At 63.3% G+C, this 14,306-nt stretch carries 13 protein-coding genes; 8 read left to right on the top strand and 5 right to left on the bottom strand.

The annotated features are described in order from the left end of the window. The first annotated feature begins 59 nt into the window (after positions 1–59). Positions 60–1,173 (top strand): peptide chain release factor 2 gene (gene prfB, locus G405_RS0101200; protein WP_156861310.1). Its coding sequence is split into 2 segments (ribosomal slippage): positions 60–128 and positions 130–1,173, totalling 1,113 coding nucleotides; the frame shifts between segments, so codons are not numbered across the junction. A 75-nt stretch (positions 1,174–1,248) separates the two neighbouring features. Here the strand turns inward: prfB and G405_RS14650 are convergent. The 4 genes from G405_RS14650 to bcp form a co-directional block, all read right to left on the bottom strand. Further along, on the bottom strand, positions 1,249–1,728 hold the full coding sequence (locus G405_RS14650; RefSeq protein WP_051143325.1) for a bactofilin family protein: 480 nt from the start codon (positions 1,726–1,728) through the stop codon (positions 1,249–1,251). A gap of 64 nt (positions 1,729–1,792) precedes the next feature. After that, the gene (locus tag G405_RS0101190) at positions 1,793–3,031 is read right to left on the bottom strand and encodes a M23 family metallopeptidase (RefSeq protein ID WP_022699666.1); all 1,239 of its coding nucleotides are present in this window, start codon (positions 3,029–3,031) and stop codon (positions 1,793–1,795) included. A gap of 155 nt (positions 3,032–3,186) precedes the next feature. Then, positions 3,187–4,029 carry a ferritin-like domain-containing protein gene (locus G405_RS0101185; protein WP_022699665.1) on the bottom strand — a complete coding sequence of 281 codons (843 nt, stop codon included), beginning with the start codon at positions 4,027–4,029 and terminating at the stop codon, positions 3,187–3,189. Further along, the gene (gene bcp / locus G405_RS0101180) at positions 4,026–4,493 is read right to left on the bottom strand and encodes a thioredoxin-dependent thiol peroxidase (RefSeq protein ID WP_022699664.1); all 468 of its coding nucleotides are present in this window, start codon (positions 4,491–4,493) and stop codon (positions 4,026–4,028) included. Before bcp ends, G405_RS0101185 begins: the two co-directional genes overlap by 4 nt. 94 nt (positions 4,494–4,587) lie before the next feature. Here bcp and G405_RS0101175 point away from each other — a divergent pair, with 94 nt between their 5' ends. Next, positions 4,588–8,055 (top strand): YhdP family protein, encoded by a 3,468-nt coding sequence (locus G405_RS0101175; protein WP_022699663.1) that lies wholly within the window; start codon positions 4,588–4,590, stop codon positions 8,053–8,055. Further along, entirely contained in the window at positions 8,052–9,158 is a 1,107-nt protein-coding gene (locus tag G405_RS0101170) for an anhydro-N-acetylmuramic acid kinase (RefSeq protein ID WP_022699662.1), read from the top strand. Before G405_RS0101175 ends, G405_RS0101170 begins: the two co-directional genes overlap by 4 nt. Positions 9,159–9,241: 83 nt before the next feature. Here the strand turns inward: G405_RS0101170 and G405_RS0101165 are convergent, their stop codons facing one another. Beyond that, on the bottom strand, positions 9,242–9,925 hold the full coding sequence (locus tag G405_RS0101165; protein WP_022699661.1) for an alpha/beta hydrolase: 684 nt from the start codon (positions 9,923–9,925) through the stop codon (positions 9,242–9,244). A gap of 233 nt (positions 9,926–10,158) precedes the next feature. Here G405_RS0101165 and G405_RS0101160 point away from each other — a divergent pair, with 233 nt between their 5' ends. The 5 genes from G405_RS0101160 to G405_RS0101140 are packed head-to-tail and all read left to right on the top strand — an operon-like array spanning position 10,159 to position 14,264. After that, positions 10,159–10,626 carry an Rrf2 family transcriptional regulator gene (locus tag G405_RS0101160; RefSeq protein WP_028284451.1) on the top strand — a complete coding sequence of 156 codons (468 nt, stop codon included), beginning with the start codon at positions 10,159–10,161 and terminating at the stop codon, positions 10,624–10,626. Then, positions 10,623–11,762, top strand: coding sequence for a cysteine desulfurase family protein (locus tag G405_RS0101155; protein WP_022699659.1), 1,140 nt, complete (start codon positions 10,623–10,625; stop codon positions 11,760–11,762). The genes G405_RS0101160 and G405_RS0101155 overlap by 4 nt, the downstream gene beginning before the upstream one ends. Before the next feature lie 20 nt (positions 11,763–11,782). Further along, complete coding sequence (gene sufB, locus G405_RS0101150; RefSeq protein WP_022699658.1) at positions 11,783–13,294, top strand: Fe-S cluster assembly protein SufB; 1,512 nt, start codon at positions 11,783–11,785, stop codon at positions 13,292–13,294. A gap of 3 nt (positions 13,295–13,297) precedes the next feature. Next, on the top strand, positions 13,298–13,615 hold the full coding sequence (locus G405_RS14645) for a hypothetical protein (protein ID WP_022699657.1): 318 nt from the start codon (positions 13,298–13,300) through the stop codon (positions 13,613–13,615). Further along, positions 13,608–14,264, top strand: a complete 657-nt coding sequence (locus G405_RS0101140) for a hypothetical protein (protein ID WP_022699656.1) — start codon at positions 13,608–13,610, stop codon at positions 14,262–14,264. The genes G405_RS14645 and G405_RS0101140 overlap by 8 nt, the downstream gene beginning before the upstream one ends. Positions 14,265–14,306: the final 42 nt, after the last annotated feature.

Below are 14,306 nucleotides of genomic sequence, written 5' to 3'. Positions count from 1 at the left end.
GCTGCGCCTCGTTTATCGACCCGATCCGACCCTTTTCCCAGACTATCAGGAGATCCGCCATGCGCGCCGAGATCGCTGAACTTAAAGACGCCATCGAACAGTCCACCGCCTTGCTACGGAGGCGTCTTTGACTGGCCTACGGCTGAGAAACGACTCGATGAACTGAACGCCAAGGCCGAAGACCCCGGCTTGTGGGATCGGCCCTCAGAGGCGCAGGCGCTCATGCGTGAGCGCAACCGGCTGGACCAGTCCATGACCGAAGTGCGCGAGATCGACACCGACCTCGCCGATACGCTTGAGCTGGCCGAGATGGCTGAGCTGGACAGCGATGACGCGCTCTATGAGGAGGCGGCGACCGCGCTGCGTGGGCTTAAAGCGCGCGCCGGCAAGGCTGAACTGCAAGCCTTGTTGTCTGGCGAAGCGGACAGCAATGACAGCTATCTGGAAATCCATCCCGGAGCCGGCGGCACCGAGGCGCAGGACTGGGCCTCCATGCTGGCGCGCATGTACACGCGTTGGGCGGAGAAGTCCGGCTACAAGGTTGAGGTGATTGAGGCCCAGGCCGGTGAAGAAGCCGGGCTGAAATCCATTACCCTTCTGATCAAGGGCGAGAACGCCTATGGCTGGCTGAAAACCGAAGCGGGCGTGCACCGCCTGGTGCGCATCTCGCCCTATGACAGCTCCGGTCGCCGTCATACCAGTTTCGCGTCGGTCTGGACCTATCCGCTGGTGGACGACACCATCGAGATCGAGATCGAGGACAAGGATGTGCGCGTGGACACCTATCGCGCCTCCGGCGCGGGCGGTCAGCACATCAACAAGACCGATTCCGCCGTGCGTCTGACCCACGAGCCCACTGGCATCGTCGTCGCGTGTCAGACCGATCGCTCGCAGCACAAGAACCGGTCGAACGCGTGGACGATGCTGCGCGCCCGGCTTTACGAGCTGGAGCTTCAAAAGCGCGAGGAGGCGGCCCAGGCGGATGCGGAATCCAAGACCGATATCGGCTGGGGGCACCAGATCCGCTCTTACGTGCTGCAGCCCTATCAGATGGTCAAGGACCTGCGCACCCAGGTCGAAACCTCAGACACCCAAGGGGTGCTGGACGGCGATCTGGACGATTTCATGGGGGCGGCGCTGGCTCAGCGTGTGGGCAAATCTGACGAGGATTAAAGCACGCTGTGTACGGGAATTAAAAAAAAGGGCCGGCGAAACGCCGGCCCTTTTTCTGTGTCTGTCCCTGAAACCCTAGGATTTCGAGGTGAAAGGATCGTTGGCGACAGCCTTGTCCGCGCTGGCGGCGGCCCGCGGCGGGGTGTTGGAGGCGGCGCTGGTCGGCGTAGAGGCGCTGCTGCTCTGGGAGGCCGGCTTGCTGGACGACGCCGATGAGGATTTGGCGTCCGACAGCGGATCGGAAGAGCGCTTGCACAGGCCGTCAAAGAAGGCGCCGCTTTCAATGGCCAGCGTGGCGTGGATCACATCGCCTTCCACACGGGCGGTTGCGGAAAGCTGCACCTGGCGGGCGCGCACGGAGCCGACGACGCGGCCGCGAATGACCACGTTCTCGGCGACCACTTCACCCTTGATGGAGGCTTCCTCGCCGATGGTGAGATCCGTCGCGCGCACATCGCCTTCCACAGAGCCGTCGAGCTGAACTTCGCCGTCGGACACGATGGAGCCGGTGATTTTCAGATCAGCGCTCAGGATGGATGGGGCTTTGGCTTTCATGGCGGACCTCTTGGTCGGAGCAGGAACGGCGGCGGCTTGGTTGTCGCTGGGGGGCGTATCTTTTTTAGTGAACATAGCGTCCGGCTCTTATGTAATCTTCGGGGTCAATGTGTTCGCCGCGGAACCAGATTTCATAATGGAGATGCGTGCCGGTGGAACGTCCGGTCGATCCCATCCCCCCCAGTCTTTGGCCCAGCTCCACCTCATCGCCGCGGCGAACGTCGATCGCGTGAAGATGGCCATATCGTGTGCGGAACCCGTATCCGTGATCCACTTCGACGGTGCGACCATACCCGGCCCGCCAGCCTGCGTAAACGACTTCACCGGGCGCAGGCGCCACAATAGGTGCGTTTCTGAAGGCGGCGAAATCCTTGCCGGCATGCATGGCCAGCCGGCGGGTGAACGGGTCGATGCGAGCGCCATAGCGCGAGGTTTCGCGGAACGGGCCTTCAATCGGCAGACCCAGAGGCGTGGCGTTGAGCAGGCTTTCCACCTGTTCGCTCTCCACAATCCGGTTTGCGATGCGGGCGACGCGCGCATTGAACGGGTCGTCCAGATTGAGCGCGTCACTGAACAGCGGCGCCTGGTCCAGACTGATCAGAGGGCCGCCGGTTCCGCCATCTTCATCTTCCAGCGGGCCTTCTTGCATGGCTTCATCCACGCGCATGCCGGTCAGGCGCAGAACCGCGCGCAAATTCTCAAGGCGGCGTTCTGCGGCGTTCTCGGCTTCGGCGAGAGCCGCTTCCTGATCGGCCAGAAGCGCAGCGACGCGCTCTTCAGCCAGGCCGTCGAAGGCTTCTTCACCGACGGGGTCAACCAGGGCCTGGCGCGGATCGGGATCGGCGGGTGAGGCGGCCATCAGAATCCGGCCCTCATCCAGGCTGGGGCTTTCGCGTTCTTCGCCCACAGACAGATCGTCGGCGAAGTCGAGAAGACGGCGTAGCGTATCATGGCGCATCTGGAATTCGCCCGCCGTGCGGTCAAAGGCGTCCGTGCGCGATTCCATATAGGCGATGGCGGCGGCCTCGGCGGCGCGCGCTTCATCTACCTCGTTTTGATATTCGGCTTCGATCTGGGCGAATTGCTGCTTGGCGCGCTGATCGGCTCGGCCGTCCAGCAACATGCCCACAGTTGTCAGGGATAACCACACCGCCAGCAGACACACGCCGCCGATAGCCGAGAGTTGCATCTCGGTCGTGATAGCGAAGTATCTCACCTGACCCTCGGTCCGATGATAGATCTGCCGATCAGGGAAGCGTTGCTTGATCTGCTCCCACGGCCCGGCCAGTAGTCGTTTCACCATCCGACTGCGTTCGCCTCGCTATCCTCGCCCCTCGATGCGCTATCTCGCATGATAACGCATCGTTTATCAACTGGTCCGTTGCAAGCCTTGTTCCGGTCCCTATGGGACGCATTGGAAAATGTCCGGTGCGTCGGCATCAGATGCAAGCCCTGGTTTCAGGAAAGCTGTTCAGCCAGAGGTTCGTAGAAACAGCCCGGCAAGCCCGCAGCAGCCCTGGCGTCATCGTTGAAGGGGCGCTTCAACGCGCCGCTGAAATAGGTCGAGACCAGCCGATGAAAGCAGTGTTCGGGCGTGTCGGTCTCATCACGGCACACATGGTCAAACCAGCGCGCGCCTGCGGCGACATGGCCCACTTCTTCTTCGTAGATCACGCTCAGGATGGCGACGCTGTCAGCATCGCCGACACTCGACAGCTTCTCGATCATCTGCGGCGTGACGTCCAGCCCGCGCGCTTCCAGCACCAGAGGGGCGACAGCAAGCCGCGCCGCCAGATCATGCGCAGTGTTCTGCGCCGCCTCCCACAGGCCGTCATGGGCAGCCAGGTCGCCATAATCGCCGCCCATCTGCTGAAGACGGTCACGCACCAAGGTGAAATGACGCGCTTCGTCATCGCCGACGCTGATCCAGTCTGACACAAAGCTGGCGCGTTGGTCGTCAGCGATCCTGGGATCGCCTGCAAACCGCGCCACCATGTCAAAATGCAGATCAATGGCGTTGAACTCGATATGCGCCACCGCATGCATCAGGGCGAAGCGGCCTTCAAGACTGCCCAATCGCCGCCGCGGCGTCTGACCGGGCGGTTTCAGCTCCGGGTGCGGGGGCCGGCCCGGAGCATCCGGCGCTCGGCAGGGGGCGTCCCTGTCCGGCAATGCGAGGGCGCCCGCCCGCCAAGCGGCGGCAGTCTCCCGCGCCAGTCGGGTCTTGTCGTCAGGGGCGGGGGTGGCGACCACGCGCGCCGCCGCCTCCATCACGCACGGTTTGGAGTGTTGTTCCGTCACGCAGACTTCACCGCGTCCAGAACCGCCTCCACATGACCTTTGACCTTCACCTTGCGCCAGACCTTTTGGATCACGCCGTCAGGTCCGATCAGGTAGGTGCAGCGTTCAATGCCCATGTATTTGCGTCCATACATGTTCTTCTCCACCCAGGCGCCGTAGGCTTCGGTGACGACGCCGTCTTCGTCAGACGCCAGCATGACTTTCAGCTCATGCTTGTCGCGAAACTTGTCATGCTTGGCTACGGTGTCCTTGGACAGGCCGATGACCACCGTGTTTTCGGCTTCGAATGCGTCAATATGCTCGGAAAAGCCGATGGCCTCCTTCGTGCAGCCAGGCGTGTCATCCTTGGGATAAAAATACAGGACGACGGATTTGCCCTTCAGCTCACGTAATGACACCTGTCGGCCGCCATCTGCAGGAAGCGTGAAGTCTGGGGCCTTGTCGCCGGGCTTAAGCTCGCTCATGAGTGTCGTCCTTGATGATGATTTCCGAAGCTCTGGCCCGGAAGATTGTCAATTCGCCCCGCCACGTCCAGTCGCGACCCGACTTTGAGTTCACATGCGCCGTATCGCCCGCCTGTCCCTTGTGTATGTGCTTGAAGCCATCGCTGCGCTTCTGGCGCTGGCTGTGGTGGCGTTTGGCGCAGCGCTGTGGCGCCTCGCCGAAGGCCCGGTCAACGCCGAGATGATGCGCCCAGTGGTCACGGAAGTGCTTCTGGAAGCAGTGCAGGGGGATGCGGCTGCGATCGGTGATCTTGAACTGAGCTTTGATCCTGCGCTCGCCGCGCTGGTTGTCACCGCGCGTGATGTCAGCATCACGCGTGAGGGCGGCGAAGTTGTCATTTCCTCAGACCTGATCGAGGCGGGGCTGGCGCTGGACCTTTTGATGACAGGTCGGATTGCGCCGGTGAGCCTTGAAGCGCGCGGCGGCACGCTCTGGCTGTATCGCGACGAGCTTGGTCGTCTGACGGGGGGATTGGGCGCGCTGGAAGACCGGTTTGGCGCCGCTCAGGACACCGACAGCGTCTCGCCGGATTTCGACATGGATCAGGCCAGTCGGGTGTTTTCACGTTTGCTGATGGTTGACGTCTCTGACGTGACCTTGCAGGTGCGTGAAGAATATCATGACTGGACGGGGCTGTTCACGGGCATGGGCGGCGCGATGAACCTGTCGGAGGGCGTGGTGTCGCTTCGGGCTGAGGGCGGGTTGGTCACCTCAGCCGGCATGGCGCCGATCACCCTGAATGTGCAGACAGGCCGTTCGCTGGAGAGCGTGTTCGTCGAGGCGCGGCTGTCCAATCTGGTGCCTGCGGCTTCTGCGCCTTTGCAGGGCCCGTTCGCGGGCGTCTCCGCGCTGGACGCGCCGTTTGACATGCACCTTGTATTTGACGCTTCGCGAGAGGAGGGCCTGCGCCAGGCCAGCCTGCAGATGGAGGCGCAGTCCGGCGTTGTCCGCCTGGCCGGGGGGCAGACGGAGATACGCCAGGCCTTGATTGACGCAGCGCTGGATGTCGATGCGGGGCGTCTTGATCTGCGGACGCTGGATGTGGATTCCGATCTTCTGTCCTTGTCGCTCAGCGGCGCGCTTTATGACTTTTCCGACTATGACGATGCGATTCCAGCGCGCGCACGCTACGAGTTGAGCTCTGGCGCAGGGCGTCTTGATCTCAACGGCGCCTTTCCCGAGCCCTTGCAGTGGCGGTCAGCCGAACTGGCGGGAACGCTGGACCTTGAAGAAAGCCTGATCAGCTTTGAAACGCTGGACGCGGTGCTGCCAGCCGCCCGAGCATCAATGACGGGCTCCCTGGCGATGGAGCAGACGATTGCGGGGCTGCTTCCGACCGTCAAACTCAGCGGCCCGGTTGAAGGCGAGCTGACCAAGACAGACGTGCTTAATCACTGGCCTGTCGATTTTGCGCTCGGCGCCCGGGACTGGGTGCGAGACAGCATTCTGGACGGTCGGGTGACCAGTGCGACGCTGGACCTCAATCTCACGGCTCAGGCGCTGGCCGCACAAACGATTGCGGATGAGGACCTGACGCTCAGCTTCCAGTTCTCCGATGCGGATGTGCGCTATATGAGCACGATGACGCCGCTGCTGGGGCTGTCTGGGGAAGCGGTGCTGCGGGGCAATTCGCTCAGCCTCGAAGGCGCGGGCGGCGCCATCGGTGAGCTGGAAGCGACGCGGATCTATGTGGACATCCCGCGGCTGAACCCTAAAGGCGCGTTGGCCCGCTTTGGCGGCACGGGGCTGGGCGGCGTCTCTGACTTCCTGGCGCTCGTCAGTGAGCCGCCGCTCAATCTTTCGACGGAGTACGGGTTTGATCCTGCAGCCTTTGGGGGGCAGGGCGAGCTGGAGTTTGAAATCCGCCGTCCGATGTTGCGCACCGTCCCGGCCGAGGATCTGGGTTTTGACATTACGGGCCGGTTTGAGGATGTCTCTGGCCCGGCTGGGCCGCCCGGCATTGCGCTCTCTGAGGGCGCAGTGACCCTGACGATCAATCCTGAAGGATTGCGCGCGGAAGGGGATGCACAGATCGCGTCGGCGGATGCTCATCTTGTATGGACGGAGACGTTCGGCCTCGACCCGGAGGTCAACTCGACGCAAGTGCGTGTAAACTCTGTCATGACCGCGCGGGAGCTGGACCAGATCGGCTTGCCCTTGCGGCGTTTCATGGATGGCGCGGTGGGCGTTGACGCAACGATCGAAGGTCGAGGCCTCGCCTTCTCGCAAATGGCGCTGGAGCTCGATCTACAGGACGCGGCCATCGCCCTGCCTGCGGGGTTGTGGGACAAACCCGCCGGCGAGCCGGCCGCCGCCTCCCTGCAAGCGGGGGTCACGGAAGACGGCGCGGTGCAGCTCGACCGTCTGCGGCTGACCGGCGAAGACGTGGCGCTCGAGACCAGTGCTGAACTGGCGCCGGACGGGCGATTGCTGGCCGCGCAGGCGTCTCGGGTGTTCGTTCGCGACAGGCTGGATCTCAGTGCAGAGATTTCCCGTCCTGACGGCCCGGAAGGATTGCTGCAGATCGTGGTTCAGGGCCCTTTCATGGACGCTGAAGACCTGTTCGGGATCGCGGCGCCGTCTGGCGGCGGCGCGACCCTGGGCGCATCGGTGAATTTTGAGGGCGTTCTGGATCGGGTTCTGGTGCGTGATCAGCGTTTCACGGATGTGGGGCTGGTGCTGAATGTGCGGCCGGAAGGTGTTGAACGGTTTGTTCTCGAGGCCGATGCGGCGCAGGGCCCGGTCATCGTGCGTTTCGAACCTGAAGCGGACACCGGCGTGCGTCGGTTGAGCGCGTTGGGCCCTGACGCGGGCCTTCTGCTCTCCGCTTTCGCCGGGTTTGACAATATTTACGGCGGCGCCTTGAGACTGAACGGGCAAGCGCCCCCTCTGGGACAGCCGGGCGGTGTGAGCGGCGACATTGAAGTGGCGGAGTTCACACTCAACCGCATGCCTTTGCTGGCGCGCATTCTGGCGGCCGGCTCGCTGGAAGGGCTGGGCGGTTTGCTCAGCGGTCAGGGCATCGGCTTTGAGCGACTGGAGAGCGAGTTTGTCTGGCAGGACGGCATCATTGAAATGCGTGAAGCGCGCGTCGCCGGGGCGTCTCTCGGCGCGACCTGGAACGGGCTTGTGGATTTCAGCGATGAACGCATGTCGGTGAACGGCACGCTCTTGCCCTCATACGGCGTCAATTCGGTTCTGGGTTCGGTTCCGGTTCTGGGCGAGCTTCTGACCTCGCGCCGCGGTGAGGGCGTGATTGGCGTGACGTTTTCGGTCAGCGGACCGTTCAGTGAAACGCGCGTCAGCGCCAATCCGCTGTCCGCGCTCGCACCGGGCGTGTTTCGCCGCATCTTCGAAGGTACGTCTGCGGAGCGTGAGCTTGAGGCGCTGGAGGCGGACCGCCGCGCTGAACAGGAGCAAGCGCGCGAAGATCGCGAAGAGGCGGCTGCAGACGAACCGGCGGTGGCCGCTGAAGACCCTGCCGACACAGCTCCAGATGAGCCTCAACAGGATACGCCATGATCTGCATCGGTTTGATGAGCGGCACTTCGCTGGATGGCGTGGACGCCGCTTTGCTTGAGACGGACGGCGAGACCATCACGCGGTTCGGGCCGGGAGCGGAAACCGCGTTCTCGCCGCAAGAGCGCGCGGTGTTGAAAGCGGCGGTCGATGCTGCGCTCGACTGGCGTTTTGAGGGCGCCGAGCCTGAGATTTTCAAGCAGGCCGAAGACGTGCTCACCCAGACCCATGCCCGCGCTGTGGAGGCTGTGGCCGAACGCGCCGGGCTGACATTGGCCGAGATTGATCTGGTCGGCTTTCATGGCCAGACGGTGATCCATATACCGCCACAGCGGGACCGCTCCGGCCGGACCTGTCAGCTGGGTGACGGCGCCGCGCTGGCGCAGCGTCTGGGCGTGCCGGTGGCGTATGACTTTCGCACCGCTGACATGGACGCTGGCGGGCAGGGCGCGCCGCTGGCGCCGATTTATCACGCCGTGCTGGCGCAAGGGTCGGGTCTTGAACGGCCTTTGGGCGTTCTGAACATTGGCGGCGTCGCCAATCTGACCCTGATCCGCGCGGACGGATCGCTGGACGCCTTCGACACCGGGCCCGGCAACGGACTGATCGACGCCTGGGTGGAGGAACGCACGGGGCAGCCTATGGATCGGGATGGCGCTTTGGCGGCTGAAGGACGCGTGCATGAGGCGGGGCTCGAGGACTTGCTGGCGCACCCGCATTTCGCGCTGGAAGGCCCCAAATCGCTCGACCGTTGGGATTTTTCCCTCGATGCGGCGCGCAATCTGAGGGTGGAAGACGGCGCGGCGACGCTGAGCCAGTTCACCGCTGAAGCCATTGGCCAGGGGCTGGCGGCTTGTCTTGAACGTCCCGAGCGGCTGATCGTCTGCGGTGGTGGTCGGAAGAATGCGGATCTTTTGCGCCGTATCAGCGAAGTCACAGGGATGTCGGTCTGCAGCGCGGAAGCGATCGGCTGGCGCGGCGATCTGATCGAGGCGGAAGCCTTTGCGGTGCTGGCGGCGCGAACGCTGCGCGGCTTGCCGATCAGCTTTCCGGGCACCACGGGGATTGCGCAGCCGCTCACCGGGGGCCGGATCGCGCGCCCTTGAGCGTTTGACCTCTGAGCGCAAACAAAAAGCCCCGGCCTGACGGGCCGGGGCTTTTGAAATGTGCAGGCGAGTCGACTGGCGGCCTAGCGCTTGCCGGTGTTCGCCATCTCGGCGCGTTCGATATCCACTTCAGGCAGCCGCTTGTCGAGATAGGTCTTCACAGACGCTTCCAGCGGTTCCAGATGGTCGGTGAACAAATGGCCGGCGCCCTTGATGATGTCATGGGTGATGATGATGCCCTTCTGGGTGCGCACCTTGCTCATGGCGCGCTCCATCTCGTCATGCGGGACGATGGCGTCTGATTCCCCATGCGCGATCAGGCCGGACGCCGGGCAGGGCGCCAGGAAGCTGAAATCATACATGTTGGTGGGCGGAGACACCGAGATGAAGCCGGCGATTTCCGGACGGCGCATCAGAAGCTGCATGGCGATCCATGCGCCGAAGGAATGCCCGGCCACCCAGCAATACGACGCGTTGGGATTGTGCGCCTGCGCCCAGTCGAGCGCCGTGGCGGCGTCTGACAGTTCGCCCAGGCCCTGGTCATACGTGCCCTGGCTGCGGCCGACGCCGCGGAAATTGAACCGCAGCACAGAGAAGCCGCGTTCCTTGAACTCGTCATACATCATGGTGCTGACCGGCGTGTCCATATGACCGCCGCCGCGCGGGTGGGCGTGCAGGATCAGTGCGACAGGAGCGCCAGGGGTCTTGGACGGGCTGTATTTGCCTTCAAGGCGGCCGGCCGGGCCGGGAATGATAACGTCGGGCATGGAAAGCTTACGGGTCCTGCTTCAATTTCCCTAGCTCTGCACTCAGGAATTGATTTCCAGGTGGTGCAAGGGGTATGCGAAAACCAAGTCCTAATACTTGACTCTCGCGCTGGGGATACTAGCTCCCTGATACGCGAGCGCTGTTAGACAATCGGATCGGCCTCATAACACGGCCGGGCCGCACAATGCGAGCGCGCCGCGCTTATTTGTACGGGTTAGCCAAGGATAATGTCATGAAGCTGAGCACCAAGGGGCGTTATGCAGTGATGGCCATGGTCGATCTCGCCCAGGCCAGCCTAGAGCGTCCTGTGCCGCTGGGTGACATCGCCTCGCGCCAGGAAATCTCGCTCTCCTATCTTGAACAATTGTTCGCAAAGCTGCGCCGCGCCGGCGTCGTCAAATCCGTGCGCGGCCCGGGCGGCGGCTACAAGCTGGGTCGAGCGCTCAATGAAACCCGTATCGCCGACATCATGCTGGCGGTTGAAGAGCCGGTGGACGTGACCCGGTGCCAGGGCAAGGCGGCCGGCTGCCTGGAAAGCGGACGACGCTGCGTCACTCACGACCTGTGGGATGAGCTGAGCCGGCATATCCATCTCTTCCTGAGTGATGTGACCTTGGAAGACGTGCTGGAACGCCGGGTGATGGGCCTGTCCATGGGGCGCCGCACGGCTAACGCGACCCTGGAGGCGGCGGCGGAGTGACGGTCTATCTCGATCATAACGCCACGGCGCCGATCCGGCCAGAAGCGCGCGACAGCGTGCTGGACGCGCTTGGCGCGGCCGGCAATCCGTCTTCGGTTCATGGACCGGGGCGGACGGCGCGTGCGCGCGTCGAGGCGGCGCGCAGCGTGATCGCCAAGGCAATCTGCGCGCGGGCGGAAGACCTTGTCTTCACCTCGGGCGGCACCGAAGCGAACAATCTCGGTCTCAAGGCCGGTATCGCGGCCGGCGCGACGCGTGTGATCGTGTCCGCGATCGAGCATGAAGCGGTCGGCGCCGCTGCGCAAAAGCTTGGTGTTCCGTGTGAAGTCTGGCCGGTGACGGCTGACGGAACAGCGGACATCCATTGGCTTGAAAATCGCCTGCAACGCGCTGAGCAAGAAGGTGAAACGCCGATCCTGTTCGCGCTGATGGCGGCCAATAACGAAACCGGCGTGATCCAGCCTTATGAGCAGGCGGGGCGGATGATCCGCGAGGCGGGCCATCTTTATCACATCGACGCGGTCCAGATGCTGGGCAAGGCGGGCTTTGATTTTGCCGGCTCCATGGCGCACTTCGCTGCGCTGTCCTCGCACAAGATCGGCGGTCCTCAAGGCGTCGGCGCTCTGGCGGTAGCCTGTGAAGCCGGTGTCGCGGCGCAAATGATTGGCGGCGGCCAGGAAAAAGGCCGACGGGCGGGCACTGAAAACGTGGCCGGGATCGCCGGCTTCGGCGCAGCTGTGGCTGCAGCGGGCTCCGACGAAGAGCTTATCCGGATCAAGGGCTTGCGGGATGCTTTGCAAGTGCGGCTTCAGGCGGGCGCTCCCGAGCTGACGATCTGGGGTGAACGCGAGAACCGGCTCGACAACACGCTGTGTCTGTCCGCGCCGGGCTGGCCCAGCGAGATCCAGGTGATCGCGCTTGATCTGAACGGTTTCGCCGTCAGCGCCGGATCGGCCTGCTCGTCGGGCAAGGTGCGCAAATCCAAGGTGCTGGAAGCCATGGGGGCGTCATCTGCAGACGCGGAGAGCGCGCTGCGCATTTCGTTGGGCTGGACGACGACCCAAGACGATATCGAGGCGTTCGCGAACGCCTGGCTGAGTGAATACACCCGCCTGCGCCCCCGCGCGGCGGTCTGAGAGTAAAAAGGAAGCGGCTTATGCCTGCGGTCAAGGAAACCATCGAAGACGTTCGTCAGCTGGAATCTGACAAGTACAAGTACGGCTTCACCACCGAGATCGAGCAAGAGCGCGCGCCGAAGGGTCTGAGCGAAGACACCGTGCGCTTCATCTCGGCCAAGAAAGGCGAGCCGGACTGGCTTCTTGAGTGGCGTCTTGAAGCGTTCAAACGCTGGACGCAGATGAAGGAGCCCGACTGGGCGAAAGTGGGCTATCCGCCGATCGACTATCAGGATGCGTATTATTACGCGGCGCCGAAAGACTCGGCGAAATACAAGAGCTTGGATGAAGTTCCTCAAGAACTGCTCGACACCTACAAGAAGCTTGGCATTCCGCTGAAAGAGGCGGAAGTCCTGCTCGGCGTTGAAGGCGCGGACGCCAGCGCCGCCGATGCGCGCACCGAAGGGTCGCAGCGCAAGGTGGCCGTGGATGCGGTGTTTGATTCCGTCTCGGTGGTGACGACCTTCAAGGAAGAGCTATCCAAGGCCGGCGTGATCTTCATGCCGATCTCCGAGGCGGTTCACGAATACCCCGAGCTGATCAAGAAGTATCTCGGCTCGGTCGTGCCGGTGACGGACAATTTCTTCGCCACGCTCAACAGCGCGGTCTTCTCCGACGGCTCGTTCGTCTATGTGCCCAAGGGCGTGCGCTGCCCGATGGAGCTGTCGACCTATTTCCGGATCAACGCCGAAGGCACCGGCCAGTTCGAGCGCACGCTGATCATCGCGGATGAGGGCGCTTACGTGTCCTATCTCGAGGGCTGCACCGCGCCCATGCGCGACGAAAATCAGCTGCACGCCGCCGTGGTGGAGCTCGTGGCGCTCGATGACGCCGAGATCAAATACTCAACGGTCCAGAACTGGTGGCCGGGCGACGCGGACGGAAAAGGCGGGGTCTATAACTTCGTCACCAAGCGCGCCGACTGCCGCGGCCGGAACTCCAAGGTCAGCTGGACCCAGGTTGAGACGGGGTCTGCGATCACCTGGAAATACCCATCCTGCGTGCTGAAGGGCGATGGCAGCCAGGGCGAGTTCTATTCCATCGCCGTGACCAATGGCCGTCAGCAGGCCGACACCGGCACCAAGATGATCCATCTGGGCCGTAATACGAAGTCGCGCATCATCTCCAAGGGCATCTCGGCGGGTAAATCGGACCAGACCTATCGCGGGCTGGTTTCGGTCCACTCAAAAGCCGAGGGCGCGCGCAATTTCACCCAGTGCGACAGCCTGCTGATCGGCGATACCTGCGGCGCGCACACCGTGCCCTATATCGAATGCAAGACGCCCAAGGCGACGCTGGAGCATGAGGCGACCACCTCCAAGCTCTCTGAAGAACAGCTCTTCTACGCGCGCCAGCGCGGCCTGGATGAAGAAAGCGCCGTGGCGCTGCTGGTGAACGGCTTCTGCCGCGAAGTGCTGCAGGAGCTGCCCATGGAATTCGCTGTGGAAGCCCAGGCGCTCCTGAAAGTCTCGCTCGAAGGGAGTGTGGGCTAAACGATGACCCAGTATTGGTTCGCACGTCGCCGCGCTGAAGATATCGGCAAGCCAGCCTTCAAGGGACGGTTCTACCCCATTGTCTGGCAGGGCTGGGCCGTGGTCGGCGTGTTTCTGGGGGCGATGGCTCTGGGCGTGCTTTTGTTGTTTGAAAGCGCGCGGCTCGGGGCTGACCTGGTGATGAGCCTTATCCCGTTCATCATGCTGACAGCGTTTGGCGTAGGCACGCTTATGCTGGCGACAGTCAGCAAGGGCGACCCGAACCGCACCGTGGCGCAATACCGGGCTGGCGACGTCGAAAGAGGGCGCGAGCATGGATAAGCGTAAGTTGATTTGCTCTGGCGCGACCCTGGCGTTCACCGCCTTCATCACGGCCTGCAGCTCGCCTGAAGCCGAAGCTCCGGCGCCGTCTGTGGAACAAACCAGCCCCCGCCTCGCCATGTGCGGCGAGGGCCTTGCCGAAGGCTGTGTTCAGTCCGTCAGCGACACAATGGGCCTGATCTATACGGCCACTGACGGCGGTTATGACTTCCGTCTGCTGGCGCTGGAAGACGGCGCGGAGCTGCAGAGCTTTGACGAAGAGCATGGCGACGCCATGTCGGCCCCGTCTCTGGAAGATCTTGATCAGGACGGCGATCCTGAGCTGATCATCCCGGACTTCACCGGCAATGTGAACACGGTGTACCGCATCCGGCAGCTGATTGACGGGCGCTTCGAGCCCGCCGGCGAGGTTAGCGGTCTGGGGCTTGAGCGCGATGAGGATACGGGCCTTCTGGGCATCACCTCGCGCAGCTCTGCAGTTCGATATGGCTACCACGCCTATGTGCTCTCTGATGACGGGCTGGTTCTGGCTTATGCGCTGGACAGCGATCTGGCGGATCGCGCCTGCGTTTTGACCCCCGGCCCGGCGTTTGACGCGGCGGGGCTGGATGCAAACACCCTGCTGACCGCCTGTGAGGCGGAGCTGTAGGACGAGACGAGATGGCGCGCGCCCAGGGCGAGCGCCGAAACG

Source organism: Oceanicaulis alexandrii DSM 11625, assembly GCF_000420265.1.
Classification (GTDB): domain Bacteria; phylum Pseudomonadota; class Alphaproteobacteria; order Caulobacterales; family Maricaulaceae; genus Oceanicaulis; species Oceanicaulis alexandrii.
This window is presented reverse-complemented; position numbering and strand designations above follow the sequence as displayed.

What these genes read in the sequence shown, in the direction of transcription:
- G405_RS14650 (WP_051143325.1), bottom strand. Translation starts at nt 1,728, where the DNA reads ATGAAAGCCAAAGCCCCATCCATCCTGAGCGCTGATCTGAAAATCACC.
- G405_RS0101190 (WP_022699666.1), bottom strand. Translation starts at nt 3,031, where the DNA reads ATGGTGAAACGACTACTGGCCGGGCCGTGGGAGCAGATCAAGCAACGC.
- bcp (WP_022699664.1), bottom strand. Translation starts at nt 4,493, where the DNA reads ATGAGCGAGCTTAAGCCCGGCGACAAGGCCCCAGACTTCACGCTTCCT.
- G405_RS0101175 (WP_022699663.1), top strand. Translation starts at nt 4,588, where the DNA reads ATGCGCCGTATCGCCCGCCTGTCCCTTGTGTATGTGCTTGAAGCCATC.
- G405_RS0101170 (WP_022699662.1), top strand. Translation starts at nt 8,052, where the DNA reads ATGATCTGCATCGGTTTGATGAGCGGCACTTCGCTGGATGGCGTGGAC.
- G405_RS0101165 (WP_022699661.1), bottom strand. Translation starts at nt 9,925, where the DNA reads ATGCCCGACGTTATCATTCCCGGCCCGGCCGGCCGCCTTGAAGGCAAA.
- G405_RS0101160 (WP_028284451.1), top strand. Translation starts at nt 10,159, where the DNA reads ATGAAGCTGAGCACCAAGGGGCGTTATGCAGTGATGGCCATGGTCGAT.
- sufB (WP_022699658.1), top strand. Translation starts at nt 11,783, where the DNA reads ATGCCTGCGGTCAAGGAAACCATCGAAGACGTTCGTCAGCTGGAATCT.
- G405_RS14645 (WP_022699657.1), top strand. Translation starts at nt 13,298, where the DNA reads ATGACCCAGTATTGGTTCGCACGTCGCCGCGCTGAAGATATCGGCAAG.
- G405_RS0101140 (WP_022699656.1), top strand. Translation starts at nt 13,608, where the DNA reads ATGGATAAGCGTAAGTTGATTTGCTCTGGCGCGACCCTGGCGTTCACC.